This window comes from Chryseobacterium sp. MYb328, from assembly GCF_037572595.1.
In the GTDB taxonomy this organism is placed as follows: domain Bacteria; phylum Bacteroidota; class Bacteroidia; order Flavobacteriales; family Weeksellaceae; genus Chryseobacterium; species Chryseobacterium pennae.
The window spans coordinates 1-23,162 of record NZ_JBBGZQ010000021.1; the positions used below are offsets into that span (position 1 = coordinate 1).

Annotated in this window: 21 protein-coding genes and 1 riboswitch; of the genes, 14 read left to right on the plus strand and 7 right to left on the minus strand. The window is 34.8% G+C overall.

Annotated features, from left to right (window positions below):
• Nucleotides 1–79 precede the first annotated feature (79 nt).
• From WH267_RS18365 to WH267_RS18375, 3 genes are all read right to left on the minus strand, one after another.
• Nucleotides 80–1,141 carry a hypothetical protein gene (locus tag WH267_RS18365; protein WP_340010132.1) on the minus strand — a complete coding sequence of 354 codons (1,062 nt, stop codon included), beginning with the start codon at nucleotides 1,139–1,141 and terminating at the stop codon, nucleotides 80–82.
• An 18-nt stretch (nucleotides 1,142–1,159) separates the two neighbouring features.
• Nucleotides 1,160–2,992 carry a TonB-dependent receptor plug domain-containing protein gene (locus WH267_RS18370; protein WP_340010133.1) on the minus strand — a complete coding sequence of 611 codons (1,833 nt, stop codon included), beginning with the start codon at nucleotides 2,990–2,992 and terminating at the stop codon, nucleotides 1,160–1,162.
• A 32-nt stretch (nucleotides 2,993–3,024) separates the two neighbouring features.
• Nucleotides 3,025–3,201: riboswitch (cobalamin riboswitch) on the minus strand.
• A 254-nt stretch (nucleotides 3,202–3,455) separates the two neighbouring features.
• Nucleotides 3,456–4,757: a T9SS type A sorting domain-containing protein gene (locus tag WH267_RS18375; protein WP_340010135.1), complete on the minus strand. Its 1,302-nt coding sequence runs from the start codon at nucleotides 4,755–4,757 to the stop codon at nucleotides 3,456–3,458.
• Between the two features lie 203 nt (nucleotides 4,758–4,960).
• Between WH267_RS18375 and WH267_RS18380 the strand changes: the two genes are divergently transcribed.
• From WH267_RS18380 to WH267_RS18395, 4 genes are all read left to right on the plus strand, one after another.
• Nucleotides 4,961–6,565, plus strand: a complete 1,605-nt coding sequence (locus tag WH267_RS18380; protein ID WP_340010137.1) for a helix-turn-helix domain-containing protein — start codon at nucleotides 4,961–4,963, stop codon at nucleotides 6,563–6,565.
• Complete coding sequence (locus tag WH267_RS18385; RefSeq protein ID WP_340010139.1) at nucleotides 6,562–7,692, plus strand: tetratricopeptide repeat protein; 1,131 nt, start codon at nucleotides 6,562–6,564, stop codon at nucleotides 7,690–7,692. Before WH267_RS18380 ends, WH267_RS18385 begins: the two co-directional genes overlap by 4 nt.
• Nucleotides 7,693–7,839: 147 nt before the next feature.
• The gene (locus WH267_RS18390; RefSeq protein ID WP_340010141.1) at nucleotides 7,840–9,669 is read left to right on the plus strand and encodes a DUF262 domain-containing protein; all 1,830 of its coding nucleotides are present in this window, start codon (nucleotides 7,840–7,842) and stop codon (nucleotides 9,667–9,669) included.
• The gene (locus WH267_RS18395; protein ID WP_340010143.1) at nucleotides 9,659–11,899 is read left to right on the plus strand and encodes a DUF262 domain-containing protein; all 2,241 of its coding nucleotides are present in this window, start codon (nucleotides 9,659–9,661) and stop codon (nucleotides 11,897–11,899) included. Before WH267_RS18390 ends, WH267_RS18395 begins: the two co-directional genes overlap by 11 nt.
• 199 nt (nucleotides 11,900–12,098) lie before the next feature.
• Here WH267_RS18395 and pafA read toward each other — a convergent pair whose 3' ends face one another.
• The gene (gene pafA, locus WH267_RS18400) at nucleotides 12,099–13,745 is read right to left on the minus strand and encodes an alkaline phosphatase PafA (RefSeq protein ID WP_123318174.1); all 1,647 of its coding nucleotides are present in this window, start codon (nucleotides 13,743–13,745) and stop codon (nucleotides 12,099–12,101) included.
• Between the two features lie 103 nt (nucleotides 13,746–13,848).
• Here pafA and WH267_RS18405 point away from each other — a divergent pair, with 103 nt between their 5' ends.
• The 3 genes from WH267_RS18405 to WH267_RS18415 are packed head-to-tail and all read left to right on the plus strand — an operon-like array spanning nucleotide 13,849 to nucleotide 15,612.
• Entirely contained in the window at nucleotides 13,849–14,634 is a 786-nt protein-coding gene (locus WH267_RS18405) for a hypothetical protein (protein WP_340010145.1), read from the plus strand.
• A 37-nt stretch (nucleotides 14,635–14,671) separates the two neighbouring features.
• Nucleotides 14,672–15,064: a VOC family protein gene (locus WH267_RS18410; RefSeq protein WP_115969401.1), complete on the plus strand. Its 393-nt coding sequence runs from the start codon at nucleotides 14,672–14,674 to the stop codon at nucleotides 15,062–15,064.
• 11 nt (nucleotides 15,065–15,075) lie between these two features.
• The gene (locus tag WH267_RS18415) at nucleotides 15,076–15,612 is read left to right on the plus strand and encodes a GNAT family N-acetyltransferase (protein ID WP_340010148.1); all 537 of its coding nucleotides are present in this window, start codon (nucleotides 15,076–15,078) and stop codon (nucleotides 15,610–15,612) included.
• 83 nt (nucleotides 15,613–15,695) lie between these two features.
• Here WH267_RS18415 and WH267_RS18420 read toward each other — a convergent pair whose 3' ends face one another.
• The gene (locus WH267_RS18420) at nucleotides 15,696–17,036 is read right to left on the minus strand and encodes a M28 family metallopeptidase (RefSeq protein ID WP_340010150.1); all 1,341 of its coding nucleotides are present in this window, start codon (nucleotides 17,034–17,036) and stop codon (nucleotides 15,696–15,698) included.
• A 162-nt stretch (nucleotides 17,037–17,198) separates the two neighbouring features.
• On the opposite strand from WH267_RS18420, the gene WH267_RS18425 reads away from it, so the two are divergent.
• The 7 genes from WH267_RS18425 to WH267_RS18455 all read left to right on the plus strand — a co-directional run bounded on the left by WH267_RS18425 (nucleotide 17,199) and on the right by WH267_RS18455 (nucleotide 21,400).
• Nucleotides 17,199–17,453: a hypothetical protein gene (locus WH267_RS18425; RefSeq protein ID WP_123318170.1), complete on the plus strand. Its 255-nt coding sequence runs from the start codon at nucleotides 17,199–17,201 to the stop codon at nucleotides 17,451–17,453.
• Nucleotides 17,454–17,556: 103 nt separating this feature from the next.
• Nucleotides 17,557–17,829, plus strand: coding sequence for a hypothetical protein (locus tag WH267_RS18430; RefSeq protein ID WP_340010151.1), 273 nt, complete (start codon nucleotides 17,557–17,559; stop codon nucleotides 17,827–17,829).
• Between the two features lie 137 nt (nucleotides 17,830–17,966).
• Nucleotides 17,967–18,557: a Crp/Fnr family transcriptional regulator gene (locus WH267_RS18435; RefSeq protein ID WP_340010153.1), complete on the plus strand. Its 591-nt coding sequence runs from the start codon at nucleotides 17,967–17,969 to the stop codon at nucleotides 18,555–18,557.
• 55 nt (nucleotides 18,558–18,612) lie between these two features.
• Nucleotides 18,613–19,164 (plus strand): putative glycolipid-binding domain-containing protein, encoded by a 552-nt coding sequence (locus WH267_RS18440; RefSeq protein WP_340010155.1) that lies wholly within the window; start codon nucleotides 18,613–18,615, stop codon nucleotides 19,162–19,164.
• Between the two features lie 72 nt (nucleotides 19,165–19,236).
• Nucleotides 19,237–19,500 (plus strand): hypothetical protein, encoded by a 264-nt coding sequence (locus WH267_RS18445; protein WP_340010157.1) that lies wholly within the window; start codon nucleotides 19,237–19,239, stop codon nucleotides 19,498–19,500.
• A gap of 5 nt (nucleotides 19,501–19,505) precedes the next feature.
• On the plus strand, nucleotides 19,506–20,237 hold the full coding sequence (locus tag WH267_RS18450; protein ID WP_340010159.1) for a DUF1963 domain-containing protein: 732 nt from the start codon (nucleotides 19,506–19,508) through the stop codon (nucleotides 20,235–20,237).
• 245 nt (nucleotides 20,238–20,482) lie between these two features.
• Nucleotides 20,483–21,400: an alpha/beta fold hydrolase gene (locus WH267_RS18455; RefSeq protein ID WP_340010161.1), complete on the plus strand. Its 918-nt coding sequence runs from the start codon at nucleotides 20,483–20,485 to the stop codon at nucleotides 21,398–21,400.
• 151 nt (nucleotides 21,401–21,551) lie between these two features.
• On the opposite strand, the gene WH267_RS18460 is transcribed toward WH267_RS18455, so the two are convergent.
• Together WH267_RS18460 and WH267_RS18465 are read right to left on the minus strand one after the other, a co-directional pair.
• Nucleotides 21,552–22,478 carry a malate dehydrogenase gene (locus WH267_RS18460; protein WP_115969387.1) on the minus strand — a complete coding sequence of 309 codons (927 nt, stop codon included), beginning with the start codon at nucleotides 22,476–22,478 and terminating at the stop codon, nucleotides 21,552–21,554.
• Between the two features lie 118 nt (nucleotides 22,479–22,596).
• Nucleotides 22,597–23,148 (minus strand): biliverdin-producing heme oxygenase, encoded by a 552-nt coding sequence (locus WH267_RS18465; RefSeq protein ID WP_340010163.1) that lies wholly within the window; start codon nucleotides 23,146–23,148, stop codon nucleotides 22,597–22,599.
• Between the last annotated feature and the right edge of the window lie 14 nt (nucleotides 23,149–23,162).

Genomic DNA, 23,162 nt, shown 5'->3' on the forward strand with positions numbered 1-23,162 from the left:
GTTCTAAAGAACCCGCCCGGAAAAAAACACAAATGATGAAAAAATAAAAAATTATATTATATACGCCGAAGCGCAATTTTTAGTTTTTATAGAAACCGTTTGTTCCAACACCTGCAGTAAAGGTTTTTACTAAAGTACCACTTAATGCATCATAAACATTCACTTTACCATCTTCAGTAAAGTTTGCTTCAGCAGCAAATATCTTTCCATCAATAACATCAAACCCATACACATTCCCTACAGCTGTTGCAACAGGCATTATTGGAGCTCCCGCAACAATAGGCTTTTCATATATTTTTCTGGTATCGGTAATAAAAAAGAATTCATTATTATAAGCTCTCAATTTCTGCACATTAGGAATGCTGGTAAGCGTAGTGGTAGTATAGTTTCCTGCTGCTGAATTGATTTTGTAAATATATGAATCTGTTGTATCAGCAACTAATACATAAGCAATCCCTTTGTAAGCAATAAGGTCTTTTATAATTCCTTTTGCAGGTAATGTAATGGTGGTAGGATTCACCATCGTAGAAGGATTTACGACAGTAATAGTGTACCCAGTTGGAATCTCATTAAAAACAGCATCATACCCAACACCATCTGTCTGCACTATGATATTACCTTCTGCTTCTACTACCTTTTCAGCTAAACGTGGAAATTCAATGCTCCCAACATAAGCGTTATCTGAAATATTATAAGCATTTACTTTCTTTTTACCGGAAAAGTTATTATTTGTTACAAAAAATTTATTCCCTGAAAATGCAATATATCTTGGATTGTCAAGATTCTCCGTTACTGTAGTTTGTACTTTAAATGTTTTTCGGTTTACAATATCAATTTTGTTAGGAATATTGGCAACAAGATATGCTTTATCTCCACTGAAACCTATACTCTGAAGTACTTTTCCGAAAGCTTCCCCTTTATTATTGTTAGCATAAATATTACTATAAACTGTTCCCAGATTGTTACTAATAAAAGTAACATCAGAAGTAGGTTTTGTAAAACCACCTTCATTAGAAACAAGTATTCCGTTTGTATAATCCACTTGCGTTTCAATTGTTTCAGCATCATTATCGCTGCTACATGAAACGTTAAAAAGTAGCATTGAAGCAAATGCAAGAGGTAAAATTCTTTTGATATTCATATATATTAAATTTTATTTTTAAAAATTGATATTTAAATTCACACTGTAATTTCTTCCGGGTAGCGGATAAGCAAACATAGTATAATAAGTCTGATTGAATATATTATTGATTTTAAAACCCAATGTATAATTCTTTAAAAATGTAGCTCCAACGCCAGCATTCATTATAAAATATTCTTTCAGAGCCTCACTTTTCTTCTCATTGGAGTCTGTATAAGTAAGCCCGGTAAACAATCCCTGAGCATATACTTTTATAAATTCATACTGATAATCAACATTTCCGGTAAATTTATGGAAGGGAACGTACATCAGCTGTTTCTTTTTTTCCAAATCCTGAGAATTTGTGTAACTATATCCTAAACCTACATTCAGAAAATGCTTACCAAAACGTTTAGCAAATTCCGCTTGGGTTTCTACTCCGTAAGATCTTACATGCTCTGTATTTACAGGGCTATAAATCCCTGAAAAATTAGGAAGCCATCTTATCATATCTCTGATATCCATATAATAAGGAATCACGGAAAGTTTGAAATCACCGACTTTAAACTGATTTCTCAATTCAAACTGGTAAGAGGTTTCCGGTTTTAGATCTTCATTTCCTCCAGGTCTCCAATACAGATCATTGAAAGAAGGTGCTCTGAAATTCCTTGAAACACTTAATCCAAGATTATACCAGCGTAAAGCATTCCATTTTCCTGAAAAAGAAAATAAAAGAGGTGACTTAGCCACTCCAACAAAATCCTGTCTTATTCCAGCTTCAATACGTAAATCAGTGGTAGGAAAATATCTTATCAAACCGGCAACAGACCCCATATTCCGGCTTACCTGATCTATTCCGGATCCATAGCCTTCGCCTTTATTCAGCTGGTATTCTCCAATGATATTGAAGTTCCATTTTGAGGTAAGAAAATAATTGAAATCATTCTTCAGAATATAGTTCCTTCCGGTCCCACTACTGAATTTAGGTCTTTCTATATCATTAAAATACTGAAAATTTTCTTCTGTATAAGCTACTTTAAAAGAGTTATTAAAGCTTGTTTTATTCCAGTCCCAGGAAATCAGGCTTCTTAGATTTTGAGTCTCATATTTCGTTTTCGTTTCCTTATCAAAGATAATTGGAAAATGTTGTTGTCCGTTAAACCATTCTGAAATCCATGAAATCTGATTATGAGGAGCTAATTTATAAGCGGCAGCAATATTAAAGTTCGTATTATAATACTCCCCGTTAAGATTTATATAATTCCTAGGTTCTTTGTTTACTTCGTAAGCATTCTCACTAACAGAATAATTTCCGGAAGCTTTAAAACTGAATTTCTCATTGCTGTAAGAGCCTTTAACAAAATTATTATAGGTATTGAAAGAACCTGCTTCAGAGAACACCGTTCCATGAAAACCTTTATTAAAATTAAGGCTATTATCCAGGTGAATGCTACCTCCAATAGCTCCGGAACCATAAGTAACACTTCCGCCGCCTGCCTTTATTCCAATCTGATCATACCCGAACAGGGAAAGATTGTTTACATCTCCCTGGCCCAGAAAATTGGAATTAACATTAATTCCGTTCCAGACAAAGGATGTCTGCTGAGCAGTAGTTCCTCTAAAAGATGGTGAAGCAGATCCACCACGTGCATTTTCTTTAATATAAATTGAAGACTGAAATCTTAAGAGTTCTGAAAGATTGCTGGAGTTTTTTTCAACCTCTTCAGCATTGATTGTTTTCACAGGATGAAATTGTTTCACCTTGTTCATCTGGCTATCGAAGATATAAATTGTATCAACAGCTTTCTCCTGTCCGAAAAGAAAGCAGCCATATGATGACAAAAACAGTATTAGAGATCTTTTTATATCCATATTATTCTACTTTTCCTCCGAAAGCAATATGTTTTTTGATTATTATTCTGGCAGGTCTCCTGACTTTCGCTTTCTGTGCCTTCCCGTTTTATACAGTGGCTGTGTACAGAAATTTTTATTGCGATCTACAGTTGCGGGGACAGTTTGGGAGTTTCACCCAATTCCCTTTTCATTCCAATATACTGGAAACCAAAATTTTTGCAAAGATAGTTTTTTAAATCTATTAGACAAGAACGGACTTATTTGGATATAACTGAAGTCGGGAAACTGAAAGTCATTTTTAATTTTACTATTCCTGAAAGTCGTCATAAAACTACTTAAAAAAGGGGGAAAAGATGGTATTATTACTCTTTATCATCTTTCACCATTTCCTTTTTCTGATATTTGTCAATTTACAAAAATAGCTACCTCCAATATTGAAAGCAGCTATTCATGGTATAACTATTATTAAAATTTGCTGATTTTACTTCTTAATAAATTTATGGTTCTGTTGTTTACCTCCTTTCTCTGAAAGCTGAAGTACATAGTTTCCTTTCGGTAAAGATGATACATCAATCTGATCCTCTATGGATGGGAATGATTTCACTATTTGTCCTACCATATTATAAACTTCTGCTTTTTCAATTTTTCCGGATCCTTTAAAGTATAAAATATCATTTACCGGATTAGGATAAATACTTATTGTGCTTTTATTTTTATCATTTTCTACATCTCTCACAGATAAATATCCTGTAAGGTCCAGATAAAATGCGACCATCTGATTAGAGGCATTCATTCCCATTCCTGCTATTTTTTTACCATCCTGAGAAATGGCCAATGGAAGCCCCATTATCACACCATTAGTATTAATTCCTAAACTTGTTGCATAGTCATTGAGGTTAATACGTCCACTCTCCTCTGTCCAGATAAAACCTTCTCCAGACATTGGTGGTGCTCCAAATGCCCTGTAAAAGCCGATAACCCTTGTGCCATCTCCAGAAACCCCCGTTGCCCCTCCTTTAAAAGAAAATGAAGCATTGGGGTGCGTTATATACGTCACTCCGGTTGCTGCCTTCCAGACATAAGGATTCGGATTTGCGGAACCAATAATCGTATTCCCGTCCGCGGAAACAGCTCCTGCTTCTCCTACATTGCTCCCGTTGGCATCCGTAATGAAGCTTTCCACCCCATCTATCCATTTTGCACCACTTCTGGTTCCTGTAGGTTCATCCTGCCATCCTACAACAACAGTTCCGTCTGCATTTATTGCATTTGCTCTCGAGCTTCGCCCGCTTACCATACTCCCCAGATCTACCACCCCGTTTGTTCCATCCCATTTTACAGCATGGGCATTTGCTGCAGTAAGCCATCCAAGTCCTACAATTGCATTTCCATCCGGAGACATTCCCCATGTAGAACTTACACTGCCATCCCAACCGGTGGGAACGAGCCCGCCTCTATTCGTCCAGGTAGCAGAACTTACTTCATAGGTTGAAATTTCATTAAAACCTGTCGCTGTATTGGTCACTGAAGATGCGATCTTCATTCCATCGTTAGAAACAACTGTTTTTCCGGCAGCCGGATATCCGTTTGATACTGTACCTATCTGTACGATCCCCGTATTTGCTGTCCACATAAATATTCCACCACCAGTAGTGTGCATGCTTACTACTCCTTTATCAGAAACCGCACCCACATTATAATTTCCAAGTCCCATTACAGTAAACTGAGCTTCCACTACACCAAAATTAAAAAAGAAACAAGCTGCTAATACCTTTATTGACATTTTATAAAAATTTACCATATATGATTATATTTAATATTTTAAATTACTGAAAACAATATTAATATTATATTTACTCAAACAAAAGAAATAGGCTTTCACAATTCGTGAATTTCAAAAGAATCATAATTTTAAAAACCTAGTAACCAAACACTTAAATAAATACCGTTTTGAAGACTTATTTCAGGAGGATTATTGAAAGAAACATGAAAAACAAATTGTTATTCAGAAAAATGTTTGAAAATAGCAGATGGATTTTTCTGCTGACCTTCGCATTCTCTTCCTTTATTGCCAAAGGGCAGACCGGTCCTGATTTTAATATTATAACAGATAAGGCATTCCAGAAACTATATCAGAATCCTGACGACTGTATAAGTTATACCCAAGGAATTCTGGTAAGCGATCAGGATATAGAGCATAAGATTATTCTTCAAAATATCATTTCACAGGCATTTGCTATGAAGGGAGACTATATGCAGTCTGTCAATAGTTTTTCTCAAAAAGAAGATCAGGATCAAAATCTTTCTTATTTCATGCAGGTTTTTGGTAACTATAATCTTGCAGACCAATATCAGAATCTGGGTTTATATAATCAATCAAAAAAAATCATTGCCAGCCTCTTATCAGATCAGAAACTTCTGAAAAGCAATCATCCAAAATTCAGGATCACCACAGCCAAACTCTATCAGCTACAGGCTTTAAATCTGGGCATTAACAGGGATTATCCGAATGCGTTAAAAAATCTTGACAAAAGTGATCAGTACATCAGTAATACTGATGATGAGAATAAAATCATACAAACAGAAAATAGGATTTTCCGTTCTTCTTATTTGATGAAAGAAAATAATCTGATTGAGTATAAAAACCTGATAGAAAGTATCATTTCTGACCTTGAGCAACAGCAAAACCAACCATTTTTACTCAGCTTAGCTTATGAAAATTTATCGCGGTACTATTTTTTGATACAGGATTATAAAATGTCTGCCCAAAAACTGGAACAAGGACTGTCGTTGATTGAAGACCTTCCTTTTAACAATTTAAAAATCAAAATCTACGAATCGTTGTCCCGAACCTATTTTGCTCTTCATGATGATATGAAATACCATCAATATAACAAATACTATAATGATTTAAGAATAAAAACAGACTCCAATACAAGAGAAGGAATACGGTATATTGTAAAACTGGTAGAAACAAATCAGAATAAAACACTTGAATTTCAGAAGCAAACTTATTTAACATCTTTCTGGTCTTCCACTCTGGTCATATTATTCATCGTCATTGGTTTGTTCATCTATTTTTTAATCATTAAAAGCAAAAATAGAGACCTAAAAAAGCAATTTGATTTCTTTGAAAAACAGAATACCCGAAAGGAACAAACAATATTACTATCTACTTCCATAATAAAAAATACAGCGGATTCCGAAAAGAACTCTCATAAAATTTCAAAGGAAAAAGAGGAAGAAATCCTTCAAAAACTCAAAGAATTTGAACAATCTGACCGATATCTGAATAAAAACATGTCACTTTCTTTGCTTTCTTCCCAATTGGAAGTCAATACCAAATACCTTTCGGAGGTCATCAATACCAATAAGGAAAAAAACTTCAATGGCTACATTAACAAATTAAGAATCAATCATATTGCTCAACTATTAAGAACAGAACCTACCTTTCTCAATTATAAAGTCAGTTATCTGGCTGAATTTTCAGGTTTTTCTTCACATAGTGCCTTCACAACCGTTTTCAAATCCGTTACCGGAATGTCTCCTAACGCTTACATTCAGGAAATCAGTAAAAATAAAGTATCATGAAACTAAGATTGAAAATTTTCTCGTTGATCCTTTTTTCCTATATTTTTATAAACGGTCAAAACACTTCGGATAGTTCTCTGTTAAAAAAAGCCAAGCTGGAAATCTATGACAATCCTGATAAAGCGATTCAAATTGGAAAGCAGCTACTGAAAAAAGACAGTGATCTCAAAACGTCTATTGAAATTTACATGCTCCTTTCCACCGCCAATGTAGCCAAAAGGAATTTTGATGAATCTTTAAAATATATTTTAAAAGCCAAAGAACTTTCTCAGAAAACGAATGACACCAAAAGCCAGGTAGGTGTCCTCGTAGCCGTTGCTATCCAGTATCAGCAAATGGAACTTTTCAGCAAAAGCCTTGAAACACTGAACGAGGCAGATCAATATCTGGCGAAAATTACTGAGAAAACACCTGAAAAATATATTGAAACAGCTACCATCTATGCCATAAGAGGAATGATTTATAAAAGTCAGTCCAATTCTGAAATTGCTCTGGAAAAGTTTCTGATCTCCATAGAAAACTTTGAGAAAGTGCCTGTAAAGAAAACAACGTATTCCAATATGAGTGTGGTCTATTACAATATTGGCTACTGCTATCTAAATCTTAACCAGATTGACAAGGCAGAACATTCATTTTTACAGGCAATAAACTACGCCGGAAGAAATCATGCAAAGAGCCTGGAAGCATTTGCATTAAAGGGAATATCTGAAGTACATAAACAGAAACATGAAAACCAAACGGCATTGGTCCTTTTGATAAAAGCTGAAAACCTCAGTAAAAATACAGGGGATATTATTCTGAATGAAGGTATTTACAAAGAAATGGCAGATAATTATCTGGCAATGGGACAACAGAATTTATACCAGCTGTATAATAAGAAATATTTTGAAATGCGCTTCAAAAGGAAACAAAATGAGCTGTCATCCATTAATCAGGTTATTGATAATCATAATAAAGAAACAATCATCAAAAGTCAAAAAATGGAATCCCGGTATCATTATATGAAGATTCTATCCTTTGCTATTGCAGGAATCCTTATCCCTATTCTACTCTATTTTATTCTAAAAATAAGAAAACAGAACAAAAGGTTTCAGAAAGAGATCCAGCAGATCATCCGGACCTCGTGAGTTACAATCAGATTTTGACAAAAATACCTCATCAACTTTATAGGAAGTTCAAATCAAAACATCTGTTGCTTAATCTGATAAAAAAAACAAAATTTGGTATGTTTTGATGAAATGACTTTTTATCTTCGCAAAAACTATTGAACTATTATGAATGAAAACTCAATAAAGACCTTAAGCATTACGGAGCTTTTGGGACATAATTTTTACATTCCTGAATACCAACGGGGATATAGGTGGACAAAAACCAACGTTTCACAATTGCTGGAAGACATTTGGGAATACCGTAAAAAAGGAATAGCTAAAACCTACTATTGCCTTCAGCCTGTAGTTGTAAAGAAGCATATATGGAAAGATATTGACGGAAACTCTATAGAAGGTTTTGAGCTTATTGACGGACAGCAGCGTTTAACAACTCTTCACCGGATTATCACCTATTTAACACTGGAATATCTTCACAACAATTTAAAATCTGAGGGTTATACTGATAATCTATATTCCATTTATTACAAAACAAGACTTGAATCCAAAACATTTTTGGAGACTAATGAAATTAACTGTACTAAACCTGATCTGTACTATATGAGCGAAGCTTATCAGTGTATTAAGGAATGGTTTGAAAACGGTGATAAAGGTATTCCAAGACAGGTAAAGGATGAAATGTTAAAAATTATCCTACCTAGTATCTCCCTCAATGATAAAGAGGAAAAAGAAACCCCTGAATGGAGTGTACAGGTAATTTGGTATGAAGTAAAAGATGAACAAAAGAAAAGTGAAGAACTGTTTACCCGTTTAAATCGCGGTAAAATCCCACTTACAAGTGCTGAACTTATTAAAGCTAAGTTTGTGAATTCTGACAGCTTCAAAGGAATGGATGAAGATGACAAAATTAAACGCAGAACACAATTGGTTCAGATTTGGGATGAGATCGAAAACCAACTCAATAATCCAAAATTCTGGGCATTTATTTCAAATGAAAAGCCAGATACCTACAACAATAAAATTGAATATTTATTTGATATTATTGCCAAGAAAAAACCAGATGAAAGAGATCCTTTATTCAGTTTTATTCATTTCTTTGATGAAAAAGAAACGTTTGATTCTCTTTGGAAAAAATGGGTAGAAGTAGAAGAAATTTATCGTTCATTAGTTTATTGGTATTCAAACAAAAACCTTTATCACAAAATCGGTTATCTTATTACAACAGGCATTTCGATTGGTAATCTTATAAAAATAAAAAAAGAAAATACCAAACTGAAGTTTGAAGAAGAAATAGACCAATTAATTGCAGATAGTATTGATGATAATTGGGAAGAACTGAGCTATGACAAAAGCAGTGATCATGATAAAATAATCAGAGTTTTACTTTTAATCAATATAGAATTAATAAGAGCCAATAATAACAGTCATGAGTTTTTTCCTTTTGAGATGTATAAAAGTATAACAAAAAGTCTGGAACATATTCATGCACAAAACATTGAGGGTATTAATGAAAATAAAAGAGAAGAATGGTTCAACTGGCTTCGTTCCCATACCAATATATTATTAAATGTAGCGATTGATAAAGAGAAAGCAGAAAAAATAATCAAAGAAGTTCATTCAATTGATGAAAAGACGTACCGATACGAGGAGTTTAAAGCTCTAAGCGAGAAGATTTTAAAACTCATTCCTTCTGACGACAGTAATGAAAACGATTATCTGCATACCATTCAGAATATGGCATTACTTGGGCTTACTGAAAATATTTCATTAAGCAATTCTGTTTTTGAAGTGAAACGAAAAAAAATCATTGAAATGGACAGATCAGGAGCATTTATTCCTTTGGCTACCAAAAGAATTTTTCTGAAATACTATGCATCCGATAACAGCCGTCATTATTCTGTCTGGACCCAACATGAACGGGATACTTATTTAGATGAAATACGTGACTGCATCAAATTATACAAAAAAACCATAACCGTTGAAGAGCATGAGAAATAATTATATTGAAATATTGAACAATAAAGTTGAAATCCCTATCATTCAACGAGATTATGCACAAGGAAGAACAGACCATAAAACGAATAAAATCCGAAAGGATTTTTTAGATGTTCTGTTTGATTTTATCTGTAAAAAACAATCCGATCCCAAGCTTGAAATTGAGCTCGACTTCATTTATGGATTTAATGAAAAGGACGACAACAACTCCATCACTTTTGTTCCTATTGACGGGCAACAAAGATTAACCACCCTTTGGCTCCTGTATTGGTTTGTCTCTGTAAAAGAAAATATTTCTGAGGATAGTACAGCTTTTCTGGCTAATTTTCTCTATGAAACAAGACACAGTACTACTGAGTTTTACAGGAATTTAATTCTCTTCAGACCTGATTTTTCACAACAAACAATCGATAAAGAAATCACTAACCAATCCTGGTATTTTGAAACATGGAATTACGATCCCAGTATTCTGGCTATGCTTGTTGTACTTAAAGACATTGAGTCAAGATATGAAAAACTAGATATTGATTCTGTTTGGGACATTATCAGTGATTCTCCTTTTTATTTCTACAAATTGGATATGAATAAAGTAGGGCTTACTGATGATTTATATATCAAGATGAACTCCCGTGGGAAACCTTTAACTGAGTTTGAATATTTTAAGGCCGGATTTACAGAGATCATTTCAGAACCTGCGCAGAGAAAACGTTTCGAAGAATCTATAGACGGGATCTGGATAGATTCTGTGTGGCATATTATTTTTGAATCCGGATCAACGGAAGATAATGATATTGCATTAATGGTTGATAATTCTTTCCTTAACCTTTTCAACTTCATTACTTCTATGCTATCTTTCAAAAAAGACCTGAAAGATCATAATGATGTCCGCTATAAAAATACAGTTGAGTCTGCAGAATTACTCAGAACAATATATACCGATCCCGAGAACCAGAACTTTTTGTTTGATACTTTAGATGCTATTTGCAAGCAGGAACAGGAAAATCCGATGTTCTGGAATACCATATTTTATACAGATAAAAATGAATTTGAATCTACCAAGACAAGATTATTTTTCCAGCAGAAAGAAATAAATCTGTTGAAACGCTGTCTGCTTTCTCTTTCTGATTCCAAAGGTCTTTCTCTTCCCGAGCAGATTTTGCTTTCAGCCTGCTTTATCCATCTGAAAACACCAAGTAACACATTCCACGATCAAATCAGAACGTTAAGAAATCTGGTCGTAAATTCTGAAAACGAATTACGTGAAACTGTATTAGGTGCGTGTTTTGATGAAGCAGAACATTTTATTAAGCATGGGGATTTAAAAATTTTCAAAACGTTTAAAACCGATCAGATCGAAGAAGAAAAAGACAAGAAAGAATACATCAGCCAAATACCGGCAAATAAAATGATACTTCAAAAACTTGAAGACAGTGATCTTCTTAGAGGAAGCATATCATTATTTCCTTTGAGTGAAGACTTTAAAAATCGGGCAGAGAAATTTTTAGAATTATTTGATGAACATGATAGCGTTTCCGATTTCAATGCAAAAAGCAATCTTTTATTAAGTTTTGGAGACTACTCCCAAGGTAATGGATCATTAACGAATCTGATGTCAGGACATTCCAGGATCATCAGAAAATTTCTCACAACACCAGGGTATGATAAAACACATTTTCACGAAAAAACCCGGCCTGTTATTCTACAATGCCTGGATTTTTTCATTACCAATCCAGCAGCCTCTAGTCAACAAAATATTGAACAAGCAATTACTGACTATTCAACAGATCCGAAAGACTGGAAATATTACTTTATGAAATATTCTTCTTTCAGAGAAGACTCTAATCAAGGATATTACTTCTTTTGGGAAGGTAACGATTATTGTATCTGGAAAATGAAAGAACGGCAGTTTAATGGCTGGCATTGGGATCCTTATTTAAGAGAAATTGCGGATTCCAAAAGGATCAACAATGTAAGTCTCGAGAATTATGGGGCAAGGCTTGTTTTCTCACACAACCGTAAGAAAATTTTGATTTCTTCTACTCCCAATGGATTTTTCTTCGAAAATGGAATGACCAGTAGAACTGCAAACACTTTACTTGATACATTGGAACAAAATAAAATCATTGATAGTAATGGCGAGTATATTGTACCACAAACAGACGAAGAAGTTGATTTGCATGATAGAATAGAGTTGCTTGAACAGGTATTGAGCAGAATTACACAAAACGCTTAAATAATCTGAATTCGGGTGAAAGGTAAATTACATCTTTATAACTTCATTGTTTTTAAATTTATGAATCAGACGTTTTACCTTAAAATAGTATTGTTATAGATTCTGTTTTAGAATTTTGCTTCAAAAATACTTTCCCATTAATTAATAATAAAGCCGCTCCAGTTATGGAGCGGCTTCTTTTTTTGTATGATATTTCAGTTTACTGACCTATTACTTCTGTAATTGGATTTCCAACATTTCCACTTGGGAACTGAATTCTCAGTAATGAAGAAACTGTAGGTGCAATATCTGTCATGTGATAAGCTTTATTACTTTCTCCCTGTTTCACTCCCCATCCCATAAAGATCAATGGAATGTGTGAATCATAAGAGTTCCATACGCTGTGGGTAGTTCCTGTTTTAGAATATGGCGGAAGCATAGAATCGTGAGAGATCAATTGGATATCACCACTTCTCTGTCTGTTGATTCCGTTGATAATTCTTTGTTTGATTGGTTCCGGAATACTTGCTTCAGCAACTTTGTCTACAGAAACAGCATATAAAACAGTAGGATCTTTTTCCAGCTCTTTTACAGCAAAGTTTCTTACATCATCCAATTCAAGCTTGCTGTCTGCCAATACTTTTCTGTCAAAATAGATCTGGTAATTATCAATTGCGTTAATCAATTTATCAGCTCCGAATTTATCTTTCAGCTTTTGGTTAAGGTTCTTTTCAGCACCTTCTCCAAAGAAACCTGTCGGAATTTTATGTTCTTTTAAGAAACCTACAGAGTGTGCTCCACCGTGGTCAGCAGAAAGGAAAACCGTATACTCTCCTTTTCCTACTTTCGAATCCAGGTAATTGAAGAATTGTGCTAAATCCTGATCTAATCTGATATAAACATCTTCCACTTCAATAGAGTTTGGTCCAAATTTATGTCCGGCATAATCTGTAGAAGCCAAATTGATAGCTAAGAAGTCTGTAATATTATCACCACCCAATTTTTCTCCGTCTACAGAAGCTTCAGCCAATTTTAATGTCAGCGTATTTCCGAACGGTGTATAACGGATATTGTCTTTTTTGGTCTGATAATCTTTTGCAAGATCACTGTAAGGGAATGTAGGTGTTTTTGCGCTGCCTAGCAATCCTTCCCAAGGAGAATTATCCGGTGCACTTTCTGTATATTGATTGATCGGAAGTAAAGTATTCCAACCGTTGGCTACCAATTTTTCAGGTAAATTCTGAGAGTTGAATGATTTTACCCATTGAGGAAGATCATTCATATACCATGTACTGGTAATAAAGTTCCCGGTACTGTCGTCAAACCAGAAAGCTCCGTTTGGCGTGTGTCCTGCAGGAAGAATGGAAGCTCTGTCTTTTAGAGAAACCCCGATTACTTTCCCCTGGAAATTTGTTGCCAATCTCAATTCATCTGTTACCGTTGTAGACCAAAGGTTTTTCGGAGAATGGCTTCCGGTTTTTGTATTGGTTGTTCCTACCGGCTGAACGCTGTCATCTGCAGTACAGTATACTCCTTTACCTGTTTCTTTATCTGTCCAGTCGTTTCCGGCAATTCCGTGAATGGCTGGTACCGATCCCGTATAGATACAAGTATGTCCCAAAGCAGTAATGGTAGGAACATAAGGTATGTGTACATTATTTAAAGAATATCCTGTATTCAAAAGTCTTTTGAAACCGTCATTTCCATATTTGTTGTAAAAACGGTATAAATAATCCCAACGCATCTGGTCTACTACCAGACCCACTACTAATTTGGGTCTTTCCAGTTGAGAGTTTCTGTTCTTCTGCGCATTGATTGTAACTACGGACAAAAAAGTAGCTGCCGCAATTGAAATGTTCCTAAGCATCCAAGTAAAATTTTATTGATCACAAATTTAGGGGTTTTGAATGTTTTAGAACGTGAATTTTTATTTAAATTTGATCTTTATTCAATTCCTCAACCCATTCACTATGATTTTAGGAGTATACTGGTACTTTAAATTCCCTGAAGATCTATATCATTTCAAGTTTTTTAAGTTTTTCGAGGGATTTGGCGGTCATGCAGATAATGCCGCAGAATTGGTAGTAAGAGTACAGGTTGATCACCCAGATGATTTCATTGGAAAACTGGAAGAACTGAAATCCCGGTTTAAAAAAGCTTTTTTACATCTTAACATCAATGAAAATCAGCTCATCATCAGTATTGGAGATCATCAGCTTTTTGATTTTTATTTTCAGTTTGCGCTTGAAATAGAAGTTCTTTTGGTTCGTGAAAATGCTATAATATTGGATTCCATTATTCCATTTAAATCACTTTCTACTAAAACCTATCATGTAGAAAGAGAAAACTTTGAAAATAATGAGCACCGTTTTATACAGATTGTAGGTTCAGATGTTAAAAAAAATAATGCTGAATCTCTTTCTATAAGAATTGATTGTAACCTGCCTTTAAATGATAAAGAATTCTTCATTAATGATTTGGGTTCTATCTGCCGTGAAGAAAACCTCAATGTATTCTATTATAAGGATCATCATTTTAATAGTCACTGCAACTTAATGCTTTTCTTTACCAATGGCCGCCAGAAAACAGGTGCTCTTCAAACAGTTAATCTCAATTCATTTGGAAATAAGGTAAGGCAGCTTACTCAAAAATATCAGGTTTATTTCGGTCACCTTGAGGGTCTAAAATATTATCCTCAAAATGGACCCCATGTTGAATTGATGATAGATGAGGAATATATTCTAAGTAAAAAATAAAACAATTTTAATTCAAAAAATCCCTAAATATAATAATATGATTAAGTTTAAATATGTCATTTTGTATGTAGAAGATGTAGAATCAGCTATGAATTTCTACCAAAACACTTTTGATGCTGAGATAAAATTCATCACTCCAGAAAAAGACTATGGAGAACTGATTACAGGAGAAACCACTCTGTCTTTTGCCTCAGTTGTATTAGCTGCATCCAATATCAAAAAGGGATTTCTACTTTCAAAAACAGAAGCTAAACCTTTTGGAATTGAACTTGGGTTTGTAACTGACAATGTGGAAGCCCTGGTTGAAAAAGCAATAAAAAACGGAGCCGTTTTGTATGAGGATATTACCGTAAAACCTTGGGGACAAAAGACGGCTTACATTAAAGACCCTAATAATTATCTCGTAGAAATCTGTACTGAAATTCAATAAAACCATCATCCATGGAAATAAAAAAACTACAAAGGCTAACTTCTAACCCCAGTTTGAATTGGGGAAACAATGGATATTCTACAGACATCATCTATTCTGTTTCTTCAATAGAATTCAATAGTTCTTTTGAGTTTAACTTAAGAGAAAAAAAAATTTCCTACACTAAAGTCTGGGAAATCGATTCTGATGATATTAATGAACTCAATACCCTCATTGAAAAAGACTCTTCTTTCGGAGCTTTTGCTGATGAAGAACTTCAAGGCTGGATCATCTGCGAACACAGAACCTGGAACAATAGCTTTTACATTGAAAACATCCTGATCAATGAACAATACAGAAGACAGGGAATCGGTATCATGTTGATTAAAAGTGCCATCAAAGAAGCCAGAAAGCTGAACTGTCGGGTGATTGAGCTGGAAACCCAGAATACCAACTATCCTGCCATACAGTTTTACAGAAGAATGGGATTCAACATCACCGGAGTGAATACCAGATTATATGATAATTCTGAAGAAATTGCTTTTTTTATGACCTTGGATATAGAATAACAGATAAATACGTTAAATTTTGGCTAAAGCCAATGGATAGTTGATTAATGATGAAAGCGGGCTAGCCCGCTTCTGTTAATATTTTATTTTATTTTTGGTAAAACAATCAGACTCTCATTCCCGGTTGCATTGACTGCCTGTACCACAAAGAAATAATTATCTTTAGAATAAGACAACTTGATTGAGTTCTCTCTGGTAAAGATTTTTTTCTGCCACATAGAGGCGTCGGTCTCACGTATTAACACATAGTATCCTGCTATTTCCCCTGATTGAGGTCTTTCCCAGGAAAGATCTGTAAAGTTGGTAAGCTTACTGACTTCTATTTTTACATTTTCAGGCTGTGAAGGGGCTTTTGCAAGATTGGCCAAAACTGCAATATTTACGCCTACATTCTTTTTAAAATATTCAAAATCCATAAACTCCGGCAGGTCTCCATACTGTAATCCATTTTCTTTTCTGATGTCCTGATGTTGATGATCGAAATTTTCGTTAAACTCAGTCAGCCGTACAGCAGAAAAACCTTTTTCAACAAACGGTGTATGATCTCCACCTCTCAGAAATCGGTCATTTCTATAGATGAGTTTGACCTGAAGATGATCAACATAACGCTCTCCTATTTCTTTAATATATCTTGCCAACTGTCTTGATTTACCATCATTTTCCAATCCGAACTTTCTGATATCCAACGCTTTTTTATCCAATTCGTAATAAGGTAAACCTTCAGAAAAAATTCTTAATTGATGGGTATTTATTAAATGAGTATCACTACTGAAATTATTGGAGATCATATCATTATTCAATAAGGCTTCCAGTTGCCAACCTTCACTAACCGCTTTCTCAGCCAGCATTTTTGAACCTAATAATCCTTGTTCTTCCCCGGAAAAAGCAACCAGTACAATACTTGCCGGAAACTTAGATCTACTCAATATTCTTGCGCTTTCTATAAGTGCTGCCACTCCACTTCCGTCATCATTGGCTCCCGGAGCATTGTCTTTTATATTCATGACATCACTCACCCGCGAATCCAAATGTCCACTCATCATAAATAGTCTTTTATCATTAGGATTTGTGCCACGGATAATGGCAATAACATTTCCTAAATCGGTAGGACGGTCAATTCTTTTTCCATCCGGCTGAAGCGTTTGGTTTTGCATAAATACTTCCATTCTTCCACCCGTATTTTTCGCATAATCATTAAACTTTCTCAACACCCATTTTCTTGCAGCTCCTATTCCTCTTTTCGGATCCGTTGCAGAACTCATCGTATGCCTAGTTCCAAAACCCACCAAGTAATTGATATGACTTTTGAGAGAGTCTGTACTTACCTGCGAAACCTGGTTGATAATTTCAGAATCCTGACGAATCGTTTCTTGGGCATACAATACAACAGGAGTAAAAAACAAAGTGAAAAGTATCTTTTTCATAATGCAGCGATTAATTAATCTTTTGCAATTTATTTTTAATTAATAGAATGACAAACAAAGTTGGCAAATTTCATCAACAAAATCGTTAAATCAGAATTAAACCCTTGCTGGTGTATTATTTTTTTTAGATATTAGTAATCAACAAATTAAACATCAGTTACTATGAAAAATTTAAAAAAACTAAAAAGAAGTCAATTGGTATTGATCAGTGGTGGTGACACTGCTTATGCAGTTTGTTTAGACGGCTATTGCCCACCAACTTTTGGATCTTATTACTGCAGTGGCGACACTTGTTACAGATCTACTGGAGGTGGAGGCAATCCTGGAGGTGGAGGCCCTGGAGGCGGTGGTTTTCCTTGTCATGAACCTATGCGTTTCTGTCAGGAAGGAGAAACTGGATGCGGATGCGTTTATTAAAAGTCAGATTTTAAATAATTCAGAGCGGTTTTCACCGCTCTTTTTTTTGTATAGCCTGCAAAAAAATGCATCTTTGTTATTAATAAACTAATACCAGAATTCTATGCTACGTGCATTCTTTATTTTAGCGATTTTGTCAGCTCCCCAATTGCTTAATGCACAGAAAACATTTAAATGTAAAGAAATTCATGATGCAATAAAGTTAATTGATGAGGAAAAATATGATGAAGGGTTAAAAAAATTTACAAACTCCGGAAAACTACATCTTGAAAAGGGCGTAATATTTGAATTTGAAAATAAATTAGCTGCTGCACTGGAAATTTATGAAGCTGGAATGAAAGGAATTTCTAAAGGAATTCTCTACCAAAGATTATAAAACTTATCCTAATGTACTGATTGGTTACCATAAAACAATGGAAGACAACCATCTATCCAATGCATACAGCCGTTATATATTCCAAATGGGAGATGTGGAGGCTTTTCAAAATTGGAAAACAAAGAATAAAGCAGAATATGATAAATACAACAGCAATGCAAAACCTTCTGAAATACATCCGCTCTCTTACTTCATTTTCTGATGAAAGCTGGACTTTACTTCAACCTGCTCTTTCAGAAAAAGTATATAGAAAAAATGAACTGCTTCTTCAGGAGGGAGAAATTTGTAAATCATTATTTTATATTAATACGGGGTTTTGCAAAAGCTATTACGAAATAAATGCTGTTATAAAAAACACCGAATTCTTCTTTGAGAATGAAATCGCAACCAATATCAGCAGTTTCGGAAGCGGAAAACCTTCAGAATTCAATATGGTTGCCAGTGAGGAATTACACGTTGTTGTTTTTAATAAAGAAATACTCTTTAAAATTGCAGCACAATACATTGAAATAGAGTCATTGGGCCGTCACTGTATCCGGAAAATTGCTTACAAACAGGAAGAGTTCGCCAATCTTTTTAAACTGTATTCTGCTCAGGAAAGACTGGAATATCTCGAAAAGAAACATCCTGAAATGTTGCAACGGATTCCTCTTACCCAATTAGCATCGTTCCTTGGGGTAACGAGGGAAACTTTAAGCAGAATCAGGAAAAGAAGAATCTCCAAATAACAGGAATTTTTTACCAAAGAATCTAAAATCAACACTACATCCAATCCAAAATAAAATGAAAACATTGATCTGGCAAGGAATCGCTTTCCAATCTCTGGAGTATTTCAACCTTACAGAAGATGATAAGAACTTTATTGTAGAATCAAGAATTATTGGTTCCTATGAAGGTAAGATGTATACAGTAGATTACCAACTAATCATCGACCTTAACTGGAATATTCTGGAATTTATCATCGAATCTGAAGTCAACACCGTTAAAAATAAATTGACAGGTCGAAAACTGCAGGATGAATGGGAGATCAACAATGTAATCAATCCTGATTTCAAAGGGTTTCCCTTCATTGATATTTCTTTGACTCCTTTTACAAATACCTTACCGATCAACAATCTTCAATGGGCTGAAAATGATTCTCAGGAAATCAAAGTCATTTATATTGACATTCTGAATAACCTGATAAAGCCTGTCACTCAACAATACACAAAAATTGACAAACACACTTATCATTATGACAACCTGCAGACTGATTTCAAAGCAGATATTGTAGTTGATGAAAATGGTTTGGTGGTCAATTATCCAGGATTATTTGTTAAAATTGCTGAGATTTAAAGTTCAGCCCCATTATTCATTAATTTCTTTATCATTATTCAATTTTCTATCTTTGAATAAACATCAATCACAATGACTATTGCCGAAATAAAAGAAGCTGCCCTTTCTTGTGGAGTTCTAAACCAACAGGAGCTGAGTAAGAAAATAAGAGAATTAAAAGACGGTGGAATTTCATATCTAGGATGTTTTGCTTTTACCCAGCATAATCAACGAATTTTCACTTTAGAAGCCAAAAATCTGACACTGGAACTCGATGCATTTACAGAGGAAGAAAAAGCTGAATACAATGAGTATCACAATTTTATGATGGATGATTTTAAAGAAAACCAAGACTAAAGCTTATGGAAAAAACAGATAATAGAATTCAGGAAATTAAAGATAAAATAGAAAGGCCTGCCACAGAATTTTTCACCGGTGGTTTCAGACCTATGAATGTTTTGGAAGAATCATGGATCGGACGGGTATTTGCCTATGCTGAAGATGAAGAAATTCCTTTGGATAAAAATGGTGACCCAATGATGCCGCTTATCCAGTTTTATCTTCCCAACCAGCCTTTTGTCCCGGAACTGATAAAAGACAAAAAGTTAATTACCGTATTTATCTCCCAGGATTTTCCGGAAACTTTTGAAAAAATGGGCGATAATTGGGCCATCCGGGAATATGACAATCTGGAAAATATTGTCATCAAAGATTTACGAAGTCCGGTCTCTTATTTAAAACCATTTCCATTACGTTCCGAATTATATCCTAAAGATGCTCCTTTATGGGATGGTGGCGGAATTGAGGATATAGATTACAACTTAATCTCTGAAATTGTTAAACTTGAAAGAGAAGGACATTTCAACAGCTATTTTGACATCATTAAGCACTGTTACAGTACTAAATTGGGTGGTTATCCATCATTCTGCCAGCCGGGCATTGGCTTCAAAGATGGTTTTGGAGAAGGCTTTGAATTTATTTTTCAGGTTTCCTCAGACAACAAAGCCCAACTGAATGTGATTGACAGTGGAAGTTTTATGTTTGCTAAGAATAAACAAACTGGAGAGTGGAGCTTGTATTATGATTTTTATTGATAAAGCAGCAGGGAACTGGAAGTTAGTATGGGTTGTAAAATCTTTAAAAATCAATTTTAACAGAAAAAGATAGCCGTGTTCTGTATGAATATACAATTGTAAAGATCAATCTATTTATTTCTATACACATATTGTATTTCCAATTCTGGATTATCTTAAAAAAATAATCAGCAGGGAAAATATGGTGAAAGGAAAATAATTTTTGTACTTAGTAATAAACACTCCTTCACGATTGTTATAATAATATGAAAACAGTTGCTCTCCTACTCTTTTTTTCCGTTTCTCTGACTGTCTTTTCAGCTCAGAATCATCAGTCTGATGGTTTTTATGAAACTTCGGATCATGTAAAGATCAAATATAAAATCTCCGGAAAAGGAGAAGCCTGCATCTATGTTCCGGGAGGACCTGGCCAGGGATATCCGTCTTTTGAACTGATGGGCGGAAACAATCTGGAAAAAAACATGCAGATGATTTATATGGACCAGCGCGGATCCGGCGAATCCGGTACTTCTGAAAATTATCATCTTGATAAAATGATTCAGGATATTGAAGAACTTAGGCAATATCTCAAATTGAAAAAAATCTTTCTGCTGGCTCATTCTTTTGGAGGAATCATTGCAACAGGTTATGCAAAAAAATATCCGCAGTATACCAAAGGGCTTATCCTTACCAATGTCACGCTCCACTTCCTGAATGATGAATCTGTAAAAGAACAGATTGAATATGGGAATGAACTACTCCATACCCCTGTCAAAGACATTCCTAAAGACAGCCTTCAGTCAGAAATTTCAAAAGTCAGTAGTTTATTGAGAAAAAAACGTATTGGCTATAAATTTCTTACAGATGATATAGAAACCATTAAACAAATGGACATAGTAGATTCTCTTCATCCCAGGATCATTGATTTTGGAATGGCGGTTATTTCAAAACCTAAAGAATTTCCGGAATATTATAAAAACTATATTCCTCTTACGAAAGAGATCAAATTACCTGTATTAATTATCACAGGAAAAAAAGATAAAGCTGTAGGAACAAGGCATTATCAAACATTTCAATTTCCAAAACAGGAAGTGGTTTCTATTAATGGTGGACATCTTTTATATTATGAAAATAACAGCGAGTTTATTAATAGTGTATGGGGGTTTGTAAATCAACATAAATAAGTATCCTTCAATCATTCCAATTGCTTGTAAGCAAATTGCTCATGTCCACCAATGCATAGTCAACATGCCCGCACCAGAAAATATGAAACCTTCACAATAAACAGAAAACCGCGCCTGGAGGGCGCGGTTTTTCTATATAAAATTCAGTAAATTAGAATTTAAGATCTCCATTCACTTCTCTTACTGCATTAGCAGCTTCAGCGAATTTTAATTGCTCTTCAGCAGTCAACGTTACGTTTACGATTGATTCTACTCCGTTTGCTCCGATGATAGCCGGAACCCCTAGGCAGATATCATTTTGACCGTATTCTCCATCAAGCATTAATGAACAAGGGATCATTTTCTTTTGGTCACAAGCAATAGCCTGAACCATTACAGAAACAGCTGCACCTGGCGCATACCAAGCAGAAGTTCCTAATAATTTAGTAAGGGTAGCACCTCCTACTTTAGTTTCTTCGATTACATATTTTTGTTGGTCTTCACTTAAGAACTCAGTTACTGGAACCCCGTTTCTTGTAGCTTTGCTCAATAATGGAAGCATTCCTGTATCACTGTGAGCAGCGATTACCATACCGTCAACATCAGAAATTGGAGCTTCTAATGCTTCAGCCAATCTGTATTTGAATCTTGCAGAGTCTAATGCACCACCCATTCCGATGATTTTGTGCTTAGGAAGACCTGAAGTTTTGTGTACTAAATAAGCCATAGTATCCATTGGGTTAGAAACCACAATGATGATTACTTCCGGAGAATGTTTTACTAAGTTTTCAGTAACTTCTTTCACGATACCAGCGTTGATACCGATTAATTCTTCTCTTGTCATTCCAGGTTTTCTTGGAATCCCTGAAGTGATTACTGCTACATGAGAACCTGCAGTTTTGCTGTAATCTCCTGTTGTTCCGGTAATTTTTGTATCGAACCCGTTAAGCGATGCCGTTTGCATCAAATCCATTGCCTTACCTTCAGCAAATCCTTCTTTAATGTCTACCAAAACTACTTCTGAACAGAAGTTCTTCATCGCGATGTATTCCGCACAGCTTGCTCCTACAGCGCCTGCACCTACTACAGTTACTTTCATATTGTTACTTTTTAAATTATTTATTGTTTAGTTACTATTTAAATTTGAAACTTCCCAAATTTAATAAATCCTGAAAAAATGCGCAATTTTTCAGGAAATTTATTATAATTAAAAGGAATTAGTTGACGTTCAGCAAAAATGAGTACAGTTTTTTCGCACCAGACAGCACTTCTCCGTACTTTTCTTCTGAAACTTCAGTGTCCAGAACCTCCTTAAAGTTCTTCCACATCGGTCCTGTATTCTCCTGATAGCATCCAAAGAAGTTAAAAGTCACCGCATCGAAACCATCTGTTTTAGAAAGCTGTTTCGCAATTACATTTCCCCCCAATGTAGACCCTTCAATCACATACATCGCTCCCAAAGCTTCATGCTCTGTATCAAATTCAAGATCGTGGGATGCGGTCTGATTGTCTAGAGAAAGACTTTCAAGATCCTTTTCTATTAGAGGAAGTTTTTTTCTTTCAACAAGCTGAAGCTTATCAACATACTTGCCGGAAAGGCTGTTGAATATTTTGTCTTCACTGTGGAGAAGCATCAGATAATTGGTATGGATGATCTTTTTATAATCTTCTAAAGTGAAGGTTTTATTAAAAATCTTCTCAGAATTAAAAAGTTTCTCAGCTGCATCGTGATAGTCGGCTGTATTTTGTTTAAGATATTCTGATACCATAATTACATTTTAAA